Genomic DNA, 20,314 nt, shown 5'->3' on the forward strand with positions numbered 1-20,314 from the left:
AGTCTTACCCTCCAAGCTTCAATATCAGATTTCTGATTGCATATTTGTAATTTACATTGGCAAGCAAATCCCGCCTTGCCTCTTCTATATATTTAATCTTCGCAATTAGCTTTTCTTTTCTCACCGCCTGCGGGCCGTCCGCCGTTAAATATCTGCGATAAAGCCGTTCCAGCCCATCCAGAAGCTGAAACGCCTCTTTTCGGTCTTTGACAATCTTTCCAAGACGATCCTTTATGTCACAAAAGTATGCCCCCGCAAAAATCATTTCCATGATTTCCTCTGCACCGGAAAGATTAGAATTCTCATTGCTATTTATAAAATTCCCCAGCCTGTAGATTATGCACCTTGATGTAATAGTCTGCAGCAGGTTCTCTGTATTCTCAGACAAAAGCACAATTACGGTTCCGTCATTAGGCTCTTCCAGCGTCTTTAGAAGCCTATTCTGTGCCCGCACTGTCATCGTATCTGCATCTTCAATTATTGCTATATTTCTCATCCCACCGGACGGTTTATTTTTAAGTTTTTCCTGCAATGCCGAAATAGCGGCATCCTTTACAGAAAAATCATCCGCCTGTGCTGCATATAAGTCCTCATAATTATCATGGTCAATTTTCCGGCAAACTACACATTGATCGCAGCCAAATCCTGGCTCTAAAGAACACAAAATTGCCTTTACAAAATCCTTGGCAAATTTCCGCTTATCAACACAGCTGTCGCCCTCTATGATATAGGCGTGGGACACATTCCCGCAGGAAATCGCCCTGCTGATTCTCTCTGGCAGCCTTCCGAACTCCTTATACTCTCTTAATGACATATAAACTAGCCTTCCAAAATTCTATCAAGATGCGAAAACATAATGTCGCGAATGGTTTCTTTATCTTTTCCCGCGTCAATCTCTACAAACCGGTCTGGATAAAATTTCGCAATCTCCTTATATCCCGCATACACTTTGTCGTGAAATTCCAACTTTTCCTGCTCCAGCCTGTCCTGACTGTCCTCTCTGATTCTGGACTTTCCAATTTCCGGCGAAAGTTCCATCAAAAAAGTTACATCGGGCATACACCCGTCAACAGCAAGTTCATTGATGACACGCACCACATCACCGAGATTTCTCCCATAGCCTTGATAAGCAATACTGGAATCGATAAAACGATCACAAATTACAATCCTACCCGAATCTAACGCCGGTCTAATCAGCTGCTGCACGTGCTGTGCTCTTGCCGCCGCATAAAGAAGAGCTTCTGTCATATCACACATTTCCTGGTTTTCTTTATCAAGTATAATATTGCGGAGCTTCTCTCCGATGGCCGTTCCTCCAGGCTCCCTGGTAAATATGCATGGCAGAGCCCTTTCCTGACAATATACCTTTAAAAACTCTATTTGTGTCGACTTCCCGGAACCGTCCGGTCCCTCCAGCGTAATAAAAAGTCCTCGTTTCATAACCTACTCCTAGTGCTTCTTAATTGCATCATCTACCATTTTCATAAAAAGAAGTGCAATTCCATAAGCTAACGGACAGCAAAGCAGAATACAGAATATAATTTTCAAAAATAACATTGTCTGACCATCCTTTCTGTTCGCCCAAATATACAGAATAAGTATATCACAAATCTCCATTGAGATAAAGGACTTTCCTGTTATCTGAGTAAAAAACTGTAAATTCAGCGATTCACGACCTTCCATTTGCCCTATCTTCACTACCCGCCTCCTGTCTTAAAGTTAGGCAAAATAAGAATTGCAGAAACCTACCCTTTACTTCCGCAAAAAAAGGAAAATCCACATTCCCATACCCAGCCGCCTGGATTTACATAGGCATATATATTAAAAAAATGACAAAAATCCAATAATATATATCACTATCTATAGAATATGCACCCCCACTTTTCTAGTTTTAGACCTACAAAAATATCATTTTCCTTTTTTTGAACAGAAGTACAGCAAAATTCTGCAAAGCAAAAAATCGTTTCATGCTGCAGGTTACATTTATTAAAACCAGCACTACGCCCATACCTCAAGCCAAAATCCCATACTCAACTTACCCGTTGTTGTCCCGTTTCAGACGTGACCTTCGGACACTAAAAAAGCAAGCTACTTCGTAACTTGCTTTTTACTGAAACCGGCAACGACCTACTTTCCCAGGCAGCTTCCCACCAAGTATCATCGGCGCTTGAGAGCTTAACTTCTGTGTTCGAGATGGGTACAGGTGTATCCTCCCCGCTATTGTCACCGGATTTCCTGCTTGCCTTTTTCAATCCTGACTTTGTTGCTGCTCTTTCGCTCATCAGTTACGTACACTAGTACGTGCCCTCTTCGCTCCTTCGCACGCCGCGTCAGCTCTTGAAAAATTCTTCGCAGCTTCTTTTCTCTTGAGGTATATACCCTCAAATCTGAATAACAATCAACAAACTCTTCGTAAAACCACTGGTCAAGTTCTCGACCGATTAGTACCTCTCAGCTACATGCATTACTGCACTTCCACCTGAGGCCTATCTACGTGGTAGTCTCCCACGGGTCTTACCTTTTAGGAGGAGATCTCTTCTTGTGGGGGGCTTCGCACTTAGATGCTTTCAGCGCTTATCCCTTCCATACGTAGCTATCCAGCTATGCCCTTGGCAGAACAACTGGTACACCAGAGGTATGTCCATCCCGGTCCTCTCGTACTAAGGACAGCTCCACTCAAATCTCCAACGCCCACAGCGGATAGGGACCGAACTGTCTCACGACGTTCTGAACCCAGCTCGCGTACCTCTTTAATGGGCGAACAGCCCAACCCTTGGGACCTACTTCAGCCCCAGGATGAGACGAGCCGACATCGAGGTGCCAAACACCCCCGTCGATGTGAACTCTTGGGGGGTATCAGCCTGTTATCCCCGGGGTAGCTTTTATCCGTTGAGCGATGGCCCTTCCACTCGGTACCACCGGATCACTAAGCCCGACTTTCGTCCCTGCTCGACTTGTCTGTCTTGCAGTCAAGCTCCCTTCTGCCTTTGCACTCTTCGCGCGATTTCCGTCCGCGCTGAGGGAACCTTTGGGCGCCTCCGTTACTCTTTAGGAGGCGACCGCCCCAGTCAAACTGCCCACCTGACACTGTCCCAGTACCGGATTACGATACATGGTTAGAATCCCAACGTTACAAGGGTGGTATCCCAACGGTGACTCCACCAATACTGGCGTACTGATCTCTTTGTCTCCCACCTATCCTGTACATGCAACGCCGAAACTCAATATCAAGCTACAGTAAAGCTCCACGGGGTCTTTCCGTCCTGCTGCGGGTAACCGGCATCTTTACCGGTACTACAATTTCACCGAGTCTATTGTTGAGACAGTGCCCAGATCATTACGCCTTTCGTGCGGGTCGGAACTTACCCGACAAGGAATTTCGCTACCTTAGGACCGTTATAGTTACGGCCGCCGTTTACTGGGGCTTAAGTTCTGTGCTTCTCCTCACGGATGACACTTCCCCTTAACCTTCCAGCACCGGGCAGGCGTCAGCCCCTATACTTCAGCTTTCGCTTTTGCAGAGACCTGTGTTTTTGGTAAACAGTTGCCTGGGCCTTTTCACTGCGGCCTGCCGAAGCAGGCACCCCTTCTCCCGAAGTTACGGGGTCATTTTGCCGAGTTCCTTAACAATAGTTCTCTCGCTCGCCTTAGGATTCTCTCCTCATCTACCTGTGTCGGTTTGCGGTACGGGCACCTCGGGTCTTGCTAGCGGCTTTTCTTGACAGCGTGAAATCGACTGCTTCCGGCTTACTTGCCACCCCGTAACGCCTCAGTATTGACTATGCGGATTTGCCTACATTGCCTACCTCGACGCTTGGACACGCTCTACCAGCGGCGTGCTCAGTCTATCCTTCTGTGTCCCCACTTCGCTTAAAACGACCTCCGGTGGTACAGGAATCTCTGCCTGTTATCCATCGCCTACGGCTTTCGCCCTCGGCTTAGGTCCCGACTAACCCTGAGCGGACGAACCTTCCTCAGGAATCCTTAGATTTTCGGCGGGCAGGATTCTCACCTGCCTTGCGCTACTCATGCCAACATTCTCTCTCGTATACAGTCCACAAATCCTTACGAATTTGCTTCTTCCCAGTATACGATGCTCCTCTACCATACATTTCTGTATCCAAAGCTTCGGTAGTAAGTTTTAGCCCCGTTTATCTTCGGCGCAGAGCCACTCGACTAGTGAGCTATTACGCACTCTTTAAATGAGTGGCTGCTTCTAAGCCAACATCCTAGCTGTTTATGCAGCTCCACATCCTTTTCCACTTAACTTACATTTTGGGACCTTAGCTGTTGGTCTGGGCTGTTTCCCTTTCGACTATGAAACTTATCTCACATAGTCTGACTCCCACATATGATATTCCGGCATTCGGAGTTTGATAGTTTTCGGTAACCGGTGAAGGCCCCTAGAACATTCAGTGCTCTACCTCCGGGTATCTTTCTGTGAGGCTAGCCCTAAAGCTATTTCGAGGAGAACCAGCTATCTCCGAGTTCGATTGGAATTTCACCGCTATCCACAAGTCATCCCAACCTTTTTCAACAGATATGGGTTCGGTCCTCCATAACCTTTTACAGTTACTTCAACCTGCTCATGGATAGGTCACCCGGTTTCGGGTCTACAGCATGCAACTTCTCGCCCTATTAAGACTCGCTTTCACTTCGGCTCCAGTGCTTTACACCTTAACCTCGCTGCATACCATAACTCGTTGGCCCGTTCTACAAAAAGTACGAGGTCACTTGCGCTCCCTCTGCTTGTAAGCATAAGGTTTCAGGTTCTTTTTCACTCCCCTCCCGGGGTTCTTTTCACCTTTCCCTCACGGTACTATTCTCTATCGGTCACTGGGTAGTATTTAGGCTTGGGGGGTGGGCCCCCCGGCTTCAGACCGGGTTTCACGTGTCCGGTCCTACTCTGGATCCACTCTGCTCCTTGTCAATTTCGTCTACGGGACTTTTACCTTCTTCGGTTTGCCTTTCCAAACATATTCGACTATCAACAATGGATACATCTTGAGTGTCCGCAACCCCGATAGCAAGCTATCGGTTTGGCCTCTTTCCCTTTCGCTCGCCGCTACTTAGGAAATCGATGTTTCTTTCTCTTCCTACGGGTACTTAGATGTTTCAGTTCCCCGCGTTTCCTTCTCATAACCTATTGATTCAGTTATGGATACCTGTGCATTACCACAGGTGAGTTCCCTCATTCGGATATCTGCGGATCAGCAGATATTTGCTCCTCCCCGCAGCTTTTCGCAGCTTGTCACGTCCTTCGTCGGCTCCCAGTGCCAAGGCATCCGCCTTATGCTCTTCTTCACTTGACCTTTCGCTCGTTTTAATCCGTTCTGACTTTGTTGCTGCTCGCTCACTCCTCAGTTACATACCAATGTATGCGCCTTCCTCGCTCACTCGCGCGCCTCGTCATCTCCGAATTCTAACTTCGCGGTTCTTTGTGTACCATGTACAGCGCTTGCACATGGATTTTTGTTAAAGAATCTTTTCTGGTTTCTCGGTTGAAATCATAGAATCTACCCTTCGCTTGCTTTCGCTATGCTTTGTGTATTTTCTCGATTTCTCTCTTTTCTGTGTTTGTTTCTTGTTATTCAGTTTTCAAGGTACTTTGGTCTTTCGACCTTGGTGGAGAATAAGGGGCTCGAACCCTTGACCCCCTGCGTGCAAGGCAGGTGCTCTCCCAGCTGAGCTAATTCCCCATGAACTCATAGTGTAAAAATCTCGTCTCCTTAGAAAGGAGGTGATCCAGCCGCACCTTCCGATACGGCTACCTTGTTACGACTTCACCCCAGTCATTGGTTTTGCCTTAGACAGCATATTTCCTTGCCGGCTTTGGGCACCCCCAACTTCCATGGTGTGACGGGCGGTGTGTACAAGACCCGGGAACGCATTCACCGCGGCATTCTGATCCGCGATTACTAGCAACTCCGGCTTCGTGCAGGCGAGTTGCAGCCTGCAGTCCGAACTGGGACCGGTTTTCGAGATTTGCTCCGCCTCACGACTTCGCTGCTTTCTGTACCGGCCATTGTAGCACGTGTGTAGCCCAGAACATAAGGGGCATGATGATTTGACGTCATCCCCACCTTCCTCCGAGTTGTCCCCGGCAGTCCCACTAGAGTGCCCATCTTACTGCTGGCAACTAATGGCAAGGGTTGCGCTCGTTGCGGGACTTAACCCAACATCTCACGACACGAGCTGACGACAACCATGCACCACCTGTCTCCTCTGTCCGTAGAAAAACCCGATTAAGGGTCTGTCAGAGGGATGTCAAGTCCTGGTAAGGTTCTTCGCGTTGCTTCGAATTAAACCACATGCTCCGCTGCTTGTGCGGGTCCCCGTCAATTCCTTTGAGTTTCACACTTGCGTGCGTACTCCCCAGGCGGAGCACTTAATGCGTTAACTACGGCACCGAAGTCTTGCGACCCCGACACCTAGTGCTCATCGTTTACGGCGTGGACTACCAGGGTATCTAATCCTGTTTGCTCCCCACGCTTTCGTACCTCAGTGTCAGTTACAGTCCAGAAAGCCGCCTTCGCCACTGGTGTTCCTCCTAATATCTACGCATTTCACCGCTACACTAGGAATTCCGCTTTCCTCTCCTGCACTCAAGCATCCCAGTTCGCAGGGCGAACAATGGTTGAGCCATTGCCTTAAACCCTGCGCTTAGGTTGCCACCTACGTACTCTTTACGCCCAATAATTCCGGATAACGCTTGCCCCCTACGTATTACCGCGGCTGCTGGCACGTAGTTAGCCGGGGCTTCCTCCTTGGGTACCGTCAGTTCTTCTTCCCCAAGGACAGAAGTTTACGACCCGAAGGCCTTCTTCCTTCACGCGGCGTTGCTGCATCAGGCTTTCGCCCATTGTGCAATATTCCCCACTGCTGCCTCCCGTAGGAGTTTGGACCGTGTCTCAGTTCCAATGTGGCCGTTCACCCTCTCAGGTCGGCTACTGATCGTCGCCTTGGTAAGCCGTTACCTTACCAACTAGCTAATCAGACGCAGGCCCATCCTTTGCCGATAAATCTTTGACCATCTGCTCATGTAACCAAATGGTGTTATCAGGTTTTAATCATCGTTTCCAATGGCTATCCCTGTGCAAAGGGCAGGTTGCCTACGCGTTACTCACCCGTCCGCCGCTTTCCACTGACTCCTTCAACCGAAGTATCTGTCATCAGCTTCTCGCTCGACTTGCATGTGTTAGGCACGCCGCCAGCGTTCATCCTGAGCCAGGATCAAACTCTTAATTAAATGGTATATCAAAGACTAATGTCTTAAATATCTTTCTTAAGATATCCTTGTTCGGATTCTGAACGCTTTGCGCTCTTGCAATATATTCTTCTTAGAATTATTGTTCTTCTTTTAAGAAATTGTCGCGAACTCTCACAAACTAGTAATCTCTTACCAATTTGCTGATTGTTCAAATTTGTTTTGACTAAATTTCTACACTATGAAGTTGTCTAGGTTCTGTCTGCTCTTTCAAGCGGACTGCTGTCCTTGCGACAGCTTATTTATCTTACCACTCTTTGGCTCTTATGTCAACCTCTTTTTTGAAGTTTTTTCGAGCTTTTTTCTTCTCCTTTTCTGGGAGTTTTCTGTGGCAAGTCTGCCTGTGGGGTTCCCCCTGCAAGACAGCTTTCTTAATATATCACCCTTTTCCCCTTCCGTCAAGTACCTTTTTCTCTTTTTTCATGTCTTTTTTGAACTTTAGACCTTCTATATGCCTGTTTCACATGTTTAATGCTGCATGCGGCAACTTTGTCGCTAGTCTTCCAAAAACTTCACGCATCGCCTTTTTATGCCTCCTGGCAAGCGCAAAATGACAAGGAGCCTACCCTTCTTTGGAAAGTGTATATAAAAACAGGCCTCCTCGAAAGGAAGCCCGTCTAATCTTGGCTTTATTATTGATTAGAACTATTTCAGTTCAACTTTAGCTCCAACTTCTTCCAGCTGAGCCTTGATTGCTTCTGCTTCAGCCTTGTCAACGCCCTCTTTGAGGTTGGAAGGAGCACCGTCAACAACTTCTTTAGCTTCTTTCAGGCCCAGACCGGTAATTTCTCTAACAGCCTTGATAACCTTAATCTTTTCTGCGCCTACTTCAGCCAGAACTACTGTGAATTCGGACTGTTCTTCTTCAGCAGCACCGCCTGCTACTGCGCCTGCTACTGCTACTGGAGCTGCTGCGGATACGCCAAATTCTTCTTCGCAAGCTTTAACTAATTCGTTTAATTCTAAAACGGACATCGCTTTGATAGCTTCAATGATCTGTTCTTTATTCATTTTCTTTTCTCCTTTATTTCGATTTTAATTCACTTTAAATTCGGTGCATGAGCACCATGCGAAAGCTTTACGCTTCCTTTTCTTCAGCAATTGCTGCCAAAGTTCTGACAAACTTGCTAACTGGTGACTGGATGCTGCCCATAAATTTAGCAATGAGTACATCTCTGGACGGAATGTCTGCAACCTGTTCGATACCTGCTTTATCATAGTAAGTACCTTCTACAACACCTGCTTTGAATTCCATTTTTTTGTATTCTTTGATTAACTCGTTAAGAGTTCTTGCCGGAGCAGTTGCATCTTCTGTGCTGATAGCCAGTGCGCTTGGTCCGTCAAGTACTTCTGCAAGGGGAGCATAATCAGTTCCTTCGATTGCTCTTTTGATTAAAGTGTTCTTGTAAACGGTATAATCAACGTTTGCTTCACGAAGTTTCTTTCTCATAGCATCAGCTTCTGCAACGTTGATGCCCATATAGTCAACTACGACTGCGGCCTGTGCATTTTCCAGCTTAGCTTTAATTTCGTCAATGATTACCTGTTTCTGCTGTTTAGCTTCTACTGACATACTTTTTATTCTCCTTTCTGGAATTGCTCAAGGGCAACTCGCGAATATGGTACGCAATAAATAAAGGAAACCCTGCCTTTGTAGACAGGGTCAATATCTATATATTGTACCTCGGCGGGAAATTAAGCCTTAAAAGGCACCCGCTGTCTACGGTTAAATCTCAAATTTAGTTTTGATTAGCCAATCAGTGCCGGATTGATTTTGATTCCAGGACCCATTGTAGCTGCAACGGTAACGCTTCTCAGATACTGACCTTTTGCAGTAGCCGGTTTTGCTTTTACGATTGCTTCCAGAAGTGCTTTGAAGTTTTCTTCCAGCTTTTCCGGACCAAATGAGCTCTTTCCGATTGGAGTATGGATGATGTTCTGCTTATCCAGACGATATTCAACTTTACCAGCTTTAATCTCTGCTAATGCTTTCTCAAGATCCATTGTTACTGTGCCTGATTTAGGGTTTGGCATTAATCCCTTAGGACCTAAAACTTTACCTAATCTACCAACAACACCCATCATGTCAGGTGTAGCAACTACTACGTCAAAATCGAACCAGTTTTCAGTCTGAATCTTCTGAGCCAGTTCTTCTGCTCCAACGTAGTCTGCACCGGCCTTTTCAGCTTCTTCAGCCTTAGGACCTTTTGCAAATACTAAAACTTTTACACTTTTACCAGTTCCGTTAGGCAGTACAATTGCACCTCTAACCTGCTGGTCAGCATGTCTTCCGTCTACACCAAGTTTTACGTGTACTTCTACAGTTTCGTCAAACTTAGCTCTGGAAGTTTCGCAAGCGAGTTTCATCGCTTCACTTACTTCGTGCAGCTTTGCTTTTTCAAATTTAGCAGCTGCTTCTTTGTAACCTTTGCCTCTTTTTGGCATGTTTCTTACCTCCTTGTGGTACTAACAACCTCTACTTGTCTTTTCTTGTGCAAGTCTCGGTCTCCCATCTCATTAGCCTTCAACAACGATTCCCATGCTTCTTGCAGTTCCCTTGATCATGTCTGTTGCTGCTTCAAGGGTTGCTGCGTTCAGGTCTGGCATCTTTGTCTTTGCGATTTCTTCTACCTGTGCATAAGTCAGTGTAGCAACTTTTTTCTTGTTAGGTTCTCCGGATGCTGCATCTAATCCTGCTGCTTTCTTCAGTAAAACTGCTGCCGGCGGTGTCTTCGTCACAAAAGTGAAAGATCTGTCCGCATATACAGTAATCACTACAGGAATAATCATTCCCGGCTGATCCTGTGTTCTGGCATTGAACTGTTTACAGAAGTCCATGATGTTCACGCCCTTCTGACCCAGTGCAGGTCCTACCGGAGGTGCTGGAGTAGCATTGCCGGCCGCAATCTGAAGTTTAATATAACCTTCAACTTTTTTAGCCATCTTTCTTCTCCTTTCTCTATAGTCTGTGCTATAGTTTGTCTACCTGTCCAAACTCAAGTTCAACAGGGGTATCTCTACCGAACATTGAAACTTTGACAGTCAGTACCTGTTTCTCTTTGTTGATTTCCATCACTTCACCCATGAAGCTTTCGAAAGGTCCATTGATGACACGTACTGTATCTCCAATTTCAACGTCCAGATCGATGTAAACTTTTTCTATTCCCATTCTGGCGACTTCTTCGTCAGTCAATGGAATAGGGTCGGAGCCATGACCTACGAACCCGGTAACACCCTGCGTATTTCTCACAAGATACCAGGATTCATTGGTAACAATCATCTTTATAATTACATAACCCGGAAACATCTTCCTGGTTTTAATTTTTCTCTGGCCGTCTTTGATTTCGACTCTGTCTTCTGTCGGCACGATGATGTCTAAAATTAAATCCTGCATACCGCGGTTTTCAACCATCTTCTCGATATTCACTTTTACTTTGTTTTCATGACCCGAATAGGTATGCACCACATACCACTTGGCCTGGCCATCGCCTCTAATACCTTCTCCCATCAAAGGAGAAGCTACATTGTTGTTTTCAATATCAGACATATTACGTACCTTCTTCTCTTAAATTAGTTTAGGGTGATACCTAAAACCGCTCTCAGAGCAGCCAATACACCTGTATCAATTAACCAGAATCCCAGTGCGAAAACGGCACATGTAGCAATTACCACACCTGTAAAGGTGCCCAGTTCCTTTCTGGTAGGCCATACGACTTTGCCCATCTCCAGCTTAATACCTTTGAAATAATCCTTGGCGCCGGTCTTCTTGGCTTTGTCTGCTGCCTTCTTAACTTGGTCTTTGTTTGCCATGATGAATTCTCCTTATTTAGTCTCCTTGTGAAGAGTCTCTTTTTTGCAGAATTTGCAATACTTCTTTAACTCGATACGATCAGGATCGTTCTTCTTGTTTTTCATGGTATTGTAGTTTCTCTGCTTGCACTCAGTGCATGCTAATGTAACTTTAACTCTCATGTCGATTGTCCTCCGTTTAACTCAAAATTCAGAGCCAGGGGAACCAGCTCTGTTACGAATAATCATAAAGTTGCTTATTAAGTGTATCAAAGCGCACTGTCAATGTCAATGTTTTTTTGAATTTCTTTCAAAAATATTCTTTACTTTTCTTTTCCTCACGCGCCAGCCTGGTCTATAAATCGCTTTGGTTTATTCTGCGCCTCCCACACGTCAACCATGTGAAGCGTTTCTGAGGTATTGACGCTGACAAAATATCAGCAAAACCCTAACCCCGCGCAGTCGAAATGCTAACAGAACTGACAAAAATCCGTGGAAATGTCAGTATTGTCAGCATCCAAGCAGTTCTAAACGATTTTTAGCGGTTCGTTATGCCCATCCCTCCTGTCTATTGATTTTTTCACTATGGACTATATAATAGAAGAAGAATGCATCAGAAAAGGAGAGCGCCATACTATGGACACCATCAACAAAAAGAAACGAGTTTTTACCATTATTCAGGTAGGCAGCCGCAGCGATATTCCCAGCAGAGTTTATGATTTAGCGCTGGTTACTGCTGTTCTTGTCAATATTTTTATTGCGCTGTTTGAGACCTTTCCGGAGTCTGCGCCTTATCTGACGACAATGCGCGCCGCAGAAGGCGTTACGGTAGCATTTTTTACCATAGACTATATTCTACGTATCTGGACCGCCTCTTATCTATACCGAGGTGTTTCCGTTTCTCGTGCGCGGATAAAATTCATCTTTTCCTGGGCGGGCATGGTGGATTTCCTCTCCTGCGTGCCTTACTATCTCCCTTTCTTTTTTGCAAAAAGTGCCGTCGTACTGCGCATGTTCCGCATCATCCGAATCCTGCGTATTTTCCGCATACAACACTATGCCGATCCACTAAAAGCGATTGCTACTGTCTTAAAGAAAAAAAGAGGGCAACTTCTGTCTTCCATATTCATCGTTCTAATTTTAATGATTACCGCCTCCCTTTTAATGTACGGTCTGGAGCACGAAGCACAGCCGGAGGTATTTTCCAATGCCTTTTCCGGCTTCTGGTGGGCGGCTAACACACTGCTCACCGTCGGCTACGGGGATATGGTGCCGGTTACCCTTGCTGGCAAAGTCTGCGGCGTCATTCTCACGTTCCTCGGCGTCGGCATGGTCGCCATTCCTACCGGTATCCTTTCCGCCGGTTTTGTGGCGCAGACAGAACAAAAAAAGGAAAAGCCAGAAGACATCCGCTATTGCCCCGGCTGTGGGCGCAAACTGCATTGATATGCAAAGTCAGTCATTCGACAGATGCACCGTTTTCCTCACACGCACAAAAAGCCAGCCGGCATCACTGCCCAGCTGGCTTTTACACTTTTTCTTAAACTACAGTTTTCCCAGAATCTCCACTTCCATCCCGGCGTGTGCTTCAAAATAGGCTTTGATTTCCTCCACGTATTCGTCTGTAGGCGGTTCAAACTGCATCTGCTCGCCGCCGATATGCTTTTTCTTGGAAATACCCAGGTTGTGATAAGGCAGCAGAGTGACCCGTTTGATGCCATGGTCTTTATAAAATGCCGCCGTTTTCTCGATGATTTCCCACGTGTCGTTGACGCCGCTAATAAGCGGCATGCGCATCTGCAGCTTCTCGCAAGTCTCAGGGGACGCGGCAAGATTCGACAAATTTTCTAAAATCACCTGATTGCTCTGCCCCACATACGCCTGATGCACTGCATCGTCGATGGATTTCATGTCATAAAGCACATGGGTGACATTTGCTTTTTCGGAAAGTTTCACAAGCCAATCCCCATTTCCAAAGCCGGAAGTATCCAAACAGACAGGAATATCAAGGTCTGCCGCCCCATCCACCAAAGCATTTACAAACTCCGGCTGAGCAAGCATCTCACCGCCGCTGACAGTCATCCCTCCGCCAGTGGTCTCATAAAAGCCCATATCTTTTTCTACTTCCTTTAGAACTTCCGACACGGTCATGGTCTTGGCGACAGGCAGAAGCGCTCTTGCATAGCAAATCTTTGTGCACTCCATGCAGCTGTCGCAAAGTTCCCGGTTAATTTTAATTACATTTTCACTGTCGACGAAGACAGCGTGCTTCGGACAGTCTTTCACGCAGTAGCCGCATTTAATGCAACTGTTAGGCATCTCGATGACCTGCTGCGCAAAGTCAATAAGCTCCGGATTGTGGCACCAGGCGCAGTCCAGAGGACAGCCTTTGAGAAACACTGTGGTTCTGATGCCCGGTCCGTCTTCCGTGCTGAATTTCTGTATGGATCCGACTAACGCCGTCATTTCTTTGTTTTCCATCTTCGTCTCCAAATGTTAAAATTCTAAAGTCTTACGCCTCTTTAAAGTGGGTCGTTCTGTAGATAATGGTATCCTGCGCGCTCTTGTCAAGTTCTGTAAAGTAAGCCATATAGCCTGCTACACGAACCATCAGACCCTTGTAATGCTCTGGATCTTTCTGTGCTGCTTTCAGGGTTTCATCGTCTACTACGTTAATCTGAATGTGGTTACCGCCATTATTGAAGTAAGTTTTAATAACTCCTTCAATTCTCTGCAGCCCCTTTTCGCCTTCTACGCCCTTCGGGTCAAAGCGCAGGTTGAACAGCGCACCGTCGTGGAATTTATCCTGACCCATGGAAGCAACAGATTTTACAGTGGCAGTCGGACCGCTGGTATCGCGTCCCATCATCGGAGAAGCGTTGTCGCAGAACGGCTCTCCTGCCAGTCTTCCGTCAGGGGTTGCACCGCAGACCATACCGTGAGAAACGTTTACAGTCTGAGAGTGTACGTTAAAGGAGAACCAGCCGCCTCTTGCATCCGGCCAGGTCTGCACGTTATCCGCGATAAAGTGCATCATTTCCTTATAAACGCCGTCTACGTGCTCATCATCGTTGCCGAATTTCGCAGGTTTGTTCAAAAGCAGCTGACGCATTCTTTCCTCGCCCTCAAAGTTCTTGTCGATGGCAGTAATCAGCTCATCCATGGTGATGTCTTTGTCTTCAAATACACACTTTTCGATGGCAACGATAGAGTCAGCCAGGTTTGCTGCGCCGGTAACGTACATGCCTGCAGTGGTATACTTTGCACCGCCGTGCTGTACGGACTTACCGCTTTCTACACAGCCTTTGGTCACCATGCCCGCAAAAATCACCGGGAATCTGGTCATATGCATGCTCTGCATCACTTTATAACCGGTTGCAACCAACTTGTAGTGGTGCAGAATCTGTTTCTTCAGCGCATCCTTCAAATCATCGATATTTTTAAAGTCTCTTGGATCTCCTGTCTGAAGTCCCATCAGCTTACCGGTGGACGGATCAACACCGTTGTGGAGTACGAACTCCAGCATTTTACCCATGTTGACATAGCCTGCATCCGGTGAACCGTCTGTGGAACCGCCGCCAGGACCCGGCTGAATACATCCTACGATGGTCCAGTCTCTGGCCTCTTCCATGGTGCAGCCTTTGCCCAGGGTCATCTTCATCGCAACATCGTCGTTGAAGAATCCAGGGTTTGCCTGACCGTCCTGAATCATTTCGCAGCCTTTGCGAATCAGATCTTCCGGTGTACCTTCCCAAACTCTTACGCCCATAACCGGCTGAGTCGTCTTCAGCTGATTTGCGGCTTCCAGACACAGATAGGACAGTTCGTTAGTGGCGTCTTTGCCGTCCGGGGTCTGACCGCCGACCAGCAGGATTTCCCACATCGGATAACCGGCGAAGGAAGTCGCGTACCATTTATCTCTGACTTCGTAAACCTCGCAGGATTTCAGGTACAGGCATTCCAGCATTTCCATCGCTTCTTCCTGTGTAATATTCTTTTCGTCGATGACGTCTTTTTTGTAGTAAGGCCACATGTACTGGTCAAATCTGCCGTATCCGTTTGCGGTGGTGCAGACTTCGATATGGAAGTATACGTGTGCAAACCAAATCATCTGCAGCGCCTGCCAGAATGTCTGCGGTGGATTTTCCGGTACCACGCGGCAGTTTGCAGCGATGCCGAGAAGTTCTTGCTTTCTCTTTTCATCTTTACATTCTGCTGCCTGCCGTTCTGCTTCCTCTGCCATTCTGTGGGCATAGGTAATCAGACCCTGGCACTGAATGATGCACGCCTGCCAGAAGTTGACCTTTTCTTCGTCTGCCTGACATTCGCAGATCATATTATCGATGTTCGCCTGACATTCTTCCATGTAACCTCGCAGACCGATGGTCAAAAGTTTTTCGTGGTCGCAGGTGGTTTCGCCGGAAACGCCATTTCTCAGACCGACCGTAATAATATCGTCCTGGATGCATTCCTCGATATGCGCAGGAAGGGCTGTCTTGGACATGTCTTCCATGGATCTGCCTTCCCAGTACGGCAGATATTCCAGAATCAGCTTCTTGTCTTCTTCTGAAATATCATATGGGTCTTTGGTTCTGGTTGCGAACTCGTTAATATCACTGATATACCAAGAGCTGGACTGAAATTCCGGGTGCAAGTTTGCACCTCTGTATTTGTTGGTCGCCGTACCAACAATCAGTTCATCTTCCATAATCAGCGTCGTCATATTTTCCATAATGTAGTTGACAACTCTCGCCCGGAATACCGGAATCGCATCGCCTGCAAATTTCTGATACGCTTCTGTGGCGAGAACAAGCCGTTCCGCCGTAATGCATGGACGGGTATTCCACAGCTTGTTTCTCATCCGCGTCAATCTTTCATTTAACATAAGTTTAAATCCCCTTTCTTCGATATTGGTTTAGCCAAGCATCATACCGCCGTCAGCAAGCACGTTGGATCCATTGAGGAAGTTTGCTTCCGGCTGGCACATGAAATAAACGATATCTGCCATTTCGTACGGTTCTGCAGGACGTCCCAGAGGCCCAAGGGTGATGCTTGCATCTTCCATGTCAGCAAAATCCGCTACAGATTTTTGGAACATAGCGGTATTGACCCAGCCCGGTGAAATGGAGTTGGAGCGAATGCCGTACTGTCCATATTCGTTGGCAACGTTCTTAGTCATACCGATGACAGCCCATTTGCTGGAACCGTAACCGATTTCGCAGGTATAACCGCTCATACCGGAAACGGAACCGAAGTTTACGATATTGCCGTGCTTCTGCTCCAGCATGATTGGCAGGGTATGCTTCATCATTGCAAAAGTGCCAAATACGTTTACGTTGTAAATATTTTTGAAGTTATCTAACGTGCAGTCAACAGTCAAGCCATATTCGCCAATGATAGCCGCTACGTTGACCAGCGCATCGATTCTCCCGAATCTTTCCTTGACCGCCGCGATGGTTGCGATAACCTGTTCTTCCTCTGTAATATTCACCGGACAGATCGCAACTCTTGCTTCATCTAATTTCAAATCAGCTGCAACTGCTTTCAGCGCTTCTTCGTTGATATCACACATTGCCACACTGTATCCATTCTCATAAAATTTCTTTACAATTGCGGAACCGATTCCACCGGACGCACCTGTTACAACCGCAACTCTTACTTCATTACTCATCATAGTTCCTCCTTCTATCATCTGCCCTTGCAGACACTATGTCAGTCTTATTAATCTTATTCTAATTAGATTTATCCCCATATTCAACAATTATTTTGCCGTAAAAATCAATTATATTGCGCAAAAAAATCAGCCCAATCGCTTTCAAAGGGCCAGCATTTATGTTACAATTTTAACTATCATAGGAAACGGCAGGTGTCGCCATGCTTTTTGAAAAAATCACGTATCAGGATGATTTTCCCATCAACATTACCATTGCGAATATAGAAGATTACCCGATTCACTATCACCAGGATATTGAATTTGTTTTTGTGCTCAAAGGGCAGGTCACCCTGAAAAACGGCTATTGCAGCTATACCCTCCACGAAAGAGATATCTTTACCAACTCAGGTCATGAGGTTCACAGTCTGACCTCGGAAGATCCGGATAATATTGTCGCTTTGATTCAGATCAGCACCCATTATTTTTCCCAGTATTTTCCTTCCCTGAGCAAAGCATGCTACCGCACCTACACCAACAAAGGGCGCAGCAGTAAGCACGATAATCTGCAGGAAAAGCTGCTGGACATTTTGCTGCAGTATTCCATTCGAAGTTCCCGTTACAAGACAGAATGCACTTACGCCATGATTGAGGTCATCAAATATTTGGAAAGGATTTTCAATCTCTTTGCCTTCAACGGCGAAATGGTGATTAATTTTGAGAGCAGCAACCCTGTGACCATCGAAAGAATCAGCCATATCATCGGCTATATCTATCAGAACTACGCGGAGAAGATTACCCTGGACGATCTGGCGGAAATCGAGCATTTGAGCACTTTTTATCTTTCCCATATTATCAAGGACTGTACCGGTATGAATTTTCGGGAATTCCTGTGCTTTGCCCGGGTAGAATGGTCTGAAATTCAGCTTCTTGATACCAACAAAAAAATCAGTCAGATTGCCAAGGATGTTGGTTTTTCTACGACTTCCTATTACGAAAAATATTTCCGCAAGTGGTTCGGCCATTCTCCGCAAGCGCACAGGGAGATGTATATGCCAATGGTAAAAAGCGAATTTCATCGGGAAACGCTGACATTAATCCCGCCCAATAAAGCCATCACACTGATCCGCAACCTGCTTTCTTCCCTAAACTCACAGAAGAACAGCACGTCTTTAGTCAATACATTGAAACTGGAAATTGATGCGGACATCCACGCCACACCACTAGCTTATATTTCACACAATCTGATTGTGCAAATCCGCTGTGAAGATTTTGCTGTCATGGGATTTCATATCTTCTCGAAGCTGGCCAACCTGCATCCGGAAACCGTCGTGCTTCTTTATAGCGATGACGACAGTTCACAGCAAATTGACAAATTCCAAAACCTCCTGCTCGCCGCAGGGTTTGAGGTAGAATGCAGAAAGCAAAATCATATACCATTTTCCGTCATCTCAGCAGGAAACGATTCCATCGCTTACCCGATTCACCTGATTCACAAGCTAATTCGTTCTGAGGAAAAAGAGATTCGACTGCCGCTTCGTGACTACGATACTGGCGAAATGATTCTGAGCGGTCAGCCTGCCCTGCTGACGGCAAACGGCACCTGCAAACCAGGCTATTTTGCCTGTCAGCTGCTTTCCCGCCTGAAAGGAAATCTCCTGTGCTGGGGAAAACAGTACTGCGTCATCGAAACCCAGTCTGACAGCAATCCTGCCTACATCATCATCGTAAGCAACTTCAACGAAGCCATTTATGAAATGTGTACCAAGGAGACCACTGCCCACCAGGCAAAAACCATTCTCAATGAGTTCAAAGACGAAATTGATTTCAATGTCAGTCTGAATCTGCCTCCGGGGATGTACTCGGTGATGAAATATTCCCTGACAAAGAACCGGAACATTTTCGCTTATTTGTCCGCCTTTGATTTTAACGACGATGTAGGCTTCCACAGTACGCAGACTGTATCCATTCCGACAGAACCGGAATTGGAACTCTATATCGAAGATGTGCGAACCACATTCAATATGAATTTTTCCATGAAAGGCGTAGAATTACAATATGCTGTAATCAGACTGAAAGGAGACTCTAAAGATGCCTAATCAAAATCACAAGTTAAGTGAACGCACTGCTGCCGTCGGACTGATGGTCGCTGCACTATTTTGGGGGCTCAGCTATCCTCTTACAAAATACGTAGAGGCATGCCCTACTTTCTATATCATTTCACTCAGGTTCGGCATCGCCGCGCTGTGTCTTGCCATCGCCTTTCATCGGAAGTTTAAATTGCTGAACAGAGACGTCATCAAGTACGCATTCTTGTTGTCTTTTGCCGTATTCCTCATGTTTGCCTTCGGCATCTGGGGCATTAAGTATACGACCTCGGTCAGATCTTCTTTCTTTACCACCTTGTCGTTCCTGATGATTCCGGTCCTGAACCGGGCCCTGTTTAAAATCAAAATTTCTAAGATCATCGTAATCAGCGCTCTGCTCTGTCTTGTCGGCGTCTTCCTGCTATGCTACGCGCCTGGTATGGGTGGACTCGTCATCAATTCCGGAGATTTACTATGTATTCTAGCTGCTGTAGCCGGCTCGTTTCATATCATACTGGTTGAAAAGGTTTCAAAAAATCCGAGAGTCGATTCGTCCCTCTTTACCGTATTCCTCATGGGGTTCATTTCTCTGTGGGGCACGCTCATCGCAAGCATCACCGGTGATATCCATTATTCCCTGACCGGTAGCAGCCAGCTGATTGCCATTATCCTTATGGGCGTATTCTGCAGCGCTGTTTCCTTCTGCCTTCAGACCCATCTAGAAGCTTTCGTATCTCCTGACCGGGTCGGGGTCATCTTCGCCTTGGAACCAGCCTCCGGCTGCATTCTATCAGTCATTCTGCTGGGTGAAACCATGCGGTTCACTGGCTGGCTGGGTGCGCTCATCATCATGGTCAGCATCCTGTATATGGAGTTTGCCGCCAGCAAAGAAGCCAGCAAACAACCGAAAACTGAAGATTCTAAAAGAAAAGACTCTGCATAAAGCAGAGCTCTTTTTTACCTTATTTTAAACTATTTTTTAGAATGCTTTTTTCTTGCCTTTGCTTTGGCTTCTTGCTTTGCTCGCGCCTTGCGCATTCTTTCTTCATCCAATTTTCTGTTGTATTCGTCCGCGTCTTCTCTTCTCTCTTCCTGCGTCCGATCATCTACATACGCATTCGGATTCATTTTCTTTGCCAATTCCATCACGCCCCAGGCGTCTTCCTCCGTAAACACAAAAGGTCTAATCGCCACATCTTTGGCGATTTCAAGAAGAATGTTCGGTTTGGCTTTTTTAAAGTCGGGACGGATTGCGGTAATCTGGTCCCATTCCCATCTATTTACTACCTTCCAGGCAAACAGTTTGTACCTGATTTCAACGCCTCTTTCCGATACCAAATGAGTTTTTTCAAAAAAGATGGCTAAGGTAAGAATTACTGCCAAAATCATATAGAAGTAATTCTGCTGTCTAAATGAAAGGTAGAGTATGATAATGCCGCCGATTAATAATATCGTTTTTCTCTTTAAATCCCGTTCTTTTACAATACCCTTATAAGTCATAATCTGTTCATTCCTTTACTT

Annotated in this window: 16 protein-coding genes, 1 tRNA gene, 3 rRNA genes and 1 other annotated feature; of the genes, 3 read left to right on the forward strand and 17 right to left on the reverse strand. The window is 46.2% G+C overall.

The features are described 5' to 3' along the window. Nucleotides 1-4: 4 nt before the first annotated feature. The 13 genes from V1225_RS00835 to rpmG all read right to left on the reverse strand — a co-directional run bounded on the left by V1225_RS00835 (nucleotide 5) and on the right by rpmG (nucleotide 11,239). Entirely contained in the window at nucleotides 5-814 is an 810-nt protein-coding gene (locus V1225_RS00835; RefSeq protein ID WP_251614257.1) for a hypothetical protein, read from the reverse strand. A gap of 5 nt (nucleotides 815-819) precedes the next feature. Next, the gene (tmk, locus tag V1225_RS00840; protein WP_160202912.1) at nucleotides 820-1,440 is read right to left on the reverse strand and encodes a dTMP kinase; all 621 of its coding nucleotides are present in this window, start codon (nucleotides 1,438-1,440) and stop codon (nucleotides 820-822) included. 674 nt (nucleotides 1,441-2,114) lie between these two features. Continuing rightward, a 5S ribosomal RNA gene (gene rrf, locus V1225_RS00845) occupies nucleotides 2,115-2,231 on the reverse strand. Between the two features lie 190 nt (nucleotides 2,232-2,421). After that, a 23S ribosomal RNA gene (locus V1225_RS00850) occupies nucleotides 2,422-5,312 on the reverse strand. A 311-nt stretch (nucleotides 5,313-5,623) separates the two neighbouring features. Beyond that, a tRNA-Ala gene (locus V1225_RS00855) sits at nucleotides 5,624-5,699 on the reverse strand. A 34-nt stretch (nucleotides 5,700-5,733) separates the two neighbouring features. After that, nucleotides 5,734-7,249 (reverse strand): 16S ribosomal RNA (locus V1225_RS00860). The 16S, 23S and 5S rRNA genes sit together here with 1 tRNA gene alongside, the layout of an rRNA operon. Before the next feature lie 663 nt (nucleotides 7,250-7,912). After that, nucleotides 7,913-8,278: a 50S ribosomal protein L7/L12 gene (gene rplL / locus V1225_RS00865; protein ID WP_160203236.1), complete on the reverse strand. Its 366-nt coding sequence runs from the start codon at nucleotides 8,276-8,278 to the stop codon at nucleotides 7,913-7,915. Nucleotides 8,279-8,345: 67 nt separating this feature from the next. Beyond that, nucleotides 8,346-8,840, reverse strand: coding sequence for a 50S ribosomal protein L10 (gene rplJ / locus V1225_RS00870; protein WP_160203237.1), 495 nt, complete (start codon nucleotides 8,838-8,840; stop codon nucleotides 8,346-8,348). A gap of 54 nt (nucleotides 8,841-8,894) precedes the next feature. Continuing rightward, nucleotides 8,895-9,011, reverse strand: a sequence feature (ribosomal protein L10 leader region). Nucleotides 9,012-9,016: 5 nt separating this feature from the next. Next, entirely contained in the window at nucleotides 9,017-9,712 is a 696-nt protein-coding gene (rplA, locus tag V1225_RS00875) for a 50S ribosomal protein L1 (protein WP_160203238.1), read from the reverse strand. Between the two features lie 72 nt (nucleotides 9,713-9,784). Continuing rightward, nucleotides 9,785-10,210: a 50S ribosomal protein L11 gene (gene rplK / locus V1225_RS00880; protein WP_160203239.1), complete on the reverse strand. Its 426-nt coding sequence runs from the start codon at nucleotides 10,208-10,210 to the stop codon at nucleotides 9,785-9,787. A gap of 28 nt (nucleotides 10,211-10,238) precedes the next feature. After that, nucleotides 10,239-10,775, reverse strand: a complete 537-nt coding sequence (nusG, locus tag V1225_RS00885) for a transcription termination/antitermination protein NusG (protein ID WP_243151119.1) — start codon at nucleotides 10,773-10,775, stop codon at nucleotides 10,239-10,241. A gap of 62 nt (nucleotides 10,776-10,837) precedes the next feature. Then, nucleotides 10,838-11,077 (reverse strand): preprotein translocase subunit SecE, encoded by a 240-nt coding sequence (gene secE / locus V1225_RS00890; RefSeq protein WP_161909435.1) that lies wholly within the window; start codon nucleotides 11,075-11,077, stop codon nucleotides 10,838-10,840. Between the two features lie 12 nt (nucleotides 11,078-11,089). After that, complete coding sequence (gene rpmG, locus V1225_RS00895) at nucleotides 11,090-11,239, reverse strand: 50S ribosomal protein L33 (protein WP_034813889.1); 150 nt, start codon at nucleotides 11,237-11,239, stop codon at nucleotides 11,090-11,092. A 453-nt stretch (nucleotides 11,240-11,692) separates the two neighbouring features. On the opposite strand from rpmG, the gene V1225_RS00900 reads away from it, so the two are divergent. Further along, nucleotides 11,693-12,502 (forward strand): ion transporter, encoded by an 810-nt coding sequence (locus V1225_RS00900; protein WP_161909436.1) that lies wholly within the window; start codon nucleotides 11,693-11,695, stop codon nucleotides 12,500-12,502. 99 nt (nucleotides 12,503-12,601) lie between these two features. On the opposite strand, the gene V1225_RS00905 is transcribed toward V1225_RS00900, so the two are convergent. Genes V1225_RS00905 through V1225_RS00915 form a run of 3 tightly spaced genes read right to left on the reverse strand, consistent with a single transcriptional unit; the run spans nucleotide 12,602 to nucleotide 16,730 of the window. After that, a complete protein-coding gene (locus V1225_RS00905; RefSeq protein ID WP_338547229.1) occupies nucleotides 12,602-13,537 on the reverse strand; it encodes a glycyl-radical enzyme activating protein in 936 nt (311 codons plus the stop codon). 31 nt (nucleotides 13,538-13,568) lie between these two features. Then, nucleotides 13,569-15,941 (reverse strand): formate C-acetyltransferase/glycerol dehydratase family glycyl radical enzyme, encoded by a 2,373-nt coding sequence (locus V1225_RS00910; protein WP_161909437.1) that lies wholly within the window; start codon nucleotides 15,939-15,941, stop codon nucleotides 13,569-13,571. Nucleotides 15,942-15,971: 30 nt separating this feature from the next. Continuing rightward, entirely contained in the window at nucleotides 15,972-16,730 is a 759-nt protein-coding gene (locus V1225_RS00915) for an SDR family oxidoreductase (protein ID WP_251631943.1), read from the reverse strand. A gap of 200 nt (nucleotides 16,731-16,930) precedes the next feature. On the opposite strand from V1225_RS00915, the gene V1225_RS00920 reads away from it, so the two are divergent. Further along, nucleotides 16,931-18,805, forward strand: coding sequence for an AraC family transcriptional regulator (locus V1225_RS00920; protein WP_338547232.1), 1,875 nt, complete (start codon nucleotides 16,931-16,933; stop codon nucleotides 18,803-18,805). After that, on the forward strand, nucleotides 18,798-19,736 hold the full coding sequence (locus V1225_RS00925; RefSeq protein WP_161909440.1) for a DMT family transporter: 939 nt from the start codon (nucleotides 18,798-18,800) through the stop codon (nucleotides 19,734-19,736). Before V1225_RS00920 ends, V1225_RS00925 begins: the two co-directional genes overlap by 8 nt. A gap of 29 nt (nucleotides 19,737-19,765) precedes the next feature. On the opposite strand, the gene V1225_RS00930 is transcribed toward V1225_RS00925, so the two are convergent. Then, a complete protein-coding gene (locus V1225_RS00930; protein ID WP_161909441.1) occupies nucleotides 19,766-20,293 on the reverse strand; it encodes a hypothetical protein in 528 nt (175 codons plus the stop codon). Between the last annotated feature and the right edge of the window lie 21 nt (nucleotides 20,294-20,314).

The sequence above is a fragment of the Emergencia sp. JLR.KK010 genome (genome assembly GCF_037018265.1).
GTDB lineage: Bacteria > Bacillota > Clostridia > Peptostreptococcales > Anaerovoracaceae > Senimuribacter > Senimuribacter intestinalis.

What these genes read in the sequence shown, in the direction of transcription:
- V1225_RS00835 (WP_251614257.1), bottom strand. Translation starts at nt 814, where the DNA reads ATGTCATTAAGAGAGTATAAGGAGTTCGGAAGGCTGCCAGAGAGAATC.
- tmk (WP_160202912.1), bottom strand. Translation starts at nt 1,440, where the DNA reads ATGAAACGAGGACTTTTTATTACGCTGGAGGGACCGGACGGTTCCGGG.
- rplL (WP_160203236.1), bottom strand. Translation starts at nt 8,278, where the DNA reads ATGAATAAAGAACAGATCATTGAAGCTATCAAAGCGATGTCCGTTTTA.
- rplJ (WP_160203237.1), bottom strand. Translation starts at nt 8,840, where the DNA reads ATGTCAGTAGAAGCTAAACAGCAGAAACAGGTAATCATTGACGAAATT.
- rplA (WP_160203238.1), bottom strand. Translation starts at nt 9,712, where the DNA reads ATGCCAAAAAGAGGCAAAGGTTACAAAGAAGCAGCTGCTAAATTTGAA.
- rplK (WP_160203239.1), bottom strand. Translation starts at nt 10,210, where the DNA reads ATGGCTAAAAAAGTTGAAGGTTATATTAAACTTCAGATTGCGGCCGGC.
- nusG (WP_243151119.1), bottom strand. Translation starts at nt 10,775, where the DNA reads ATGGGAGAAGGTATTAGAGGCGATGGCCAGGCCAAGTGGTATGTGGTG.
- secE (WP_161909435.1), bottom strand. Translation starts at nt 11,077, where the DNA reads ATGGCAAACAAAGACCAAGTTAAGAAGGCAGCAGACAAAGCCAAGAAG.
- rpmG (WP_034813889.1), bottom strand. Translation starts at nt 11,239, where the DNA reads ATGAGAGTTAAAGTTACATTAGCATGCACTGAGTGCAAGCAGAGAAAC.
- V1225_RS00900 (WP_161909436.1), top strand. Translation starts at nt 11,693, where the DNA reads ATGGACACCATCAACAAAAAGAAACGAGTTTTTACCATTATTCAGGTA.
- V1225_RS00905 (WP_338547229.1), bottom strand. Translation starts at nt 13,537, where the DNA reads ATGGAAAACAAAGAAATGACGGCGTTAGTCGGATCCATACAGAAATTC.
- V1225_RS00910 (WP_161909437.1), bottom strand. Translation starts at nt 15,941, where the DNA reads ATGTTAAATGAAAGATTGACGCGGATGAGAAACAAGCTGTGGAATACC.
- V1225_RS00915 (WP_251631943.1), bottom strand. Translation starts at nt 16,730, where the DNA reads ATGATGAGTAATGAAGTAAGAGTTGCGGTTGTAACAGGTGCGTCCGGT.
- V1225_RS00920 (WP_338547232.1), top strand. Translation starts at nt 16,931, where the DNA reads ATGCTTTTTGAAAAAATCACGTATCAGGATGATTTTCCCATCAACATT.
- V1225_RS00925 (WP_161909440.1), top strand. Translation starts at nt 18,798, where the DNA reads ATGCCTAATCAAAATCACAAGTTAAGTGAACGCACTGCTGCCGTCGGA.
- V1225_RS00930 (WP_161909441.1), bottom strand. Translation starts at nt 20,293, where the DNA reads ATGACTTATAAGGGTATTGTAAAAGAACGGGATTTAAAGAGAAAAACG.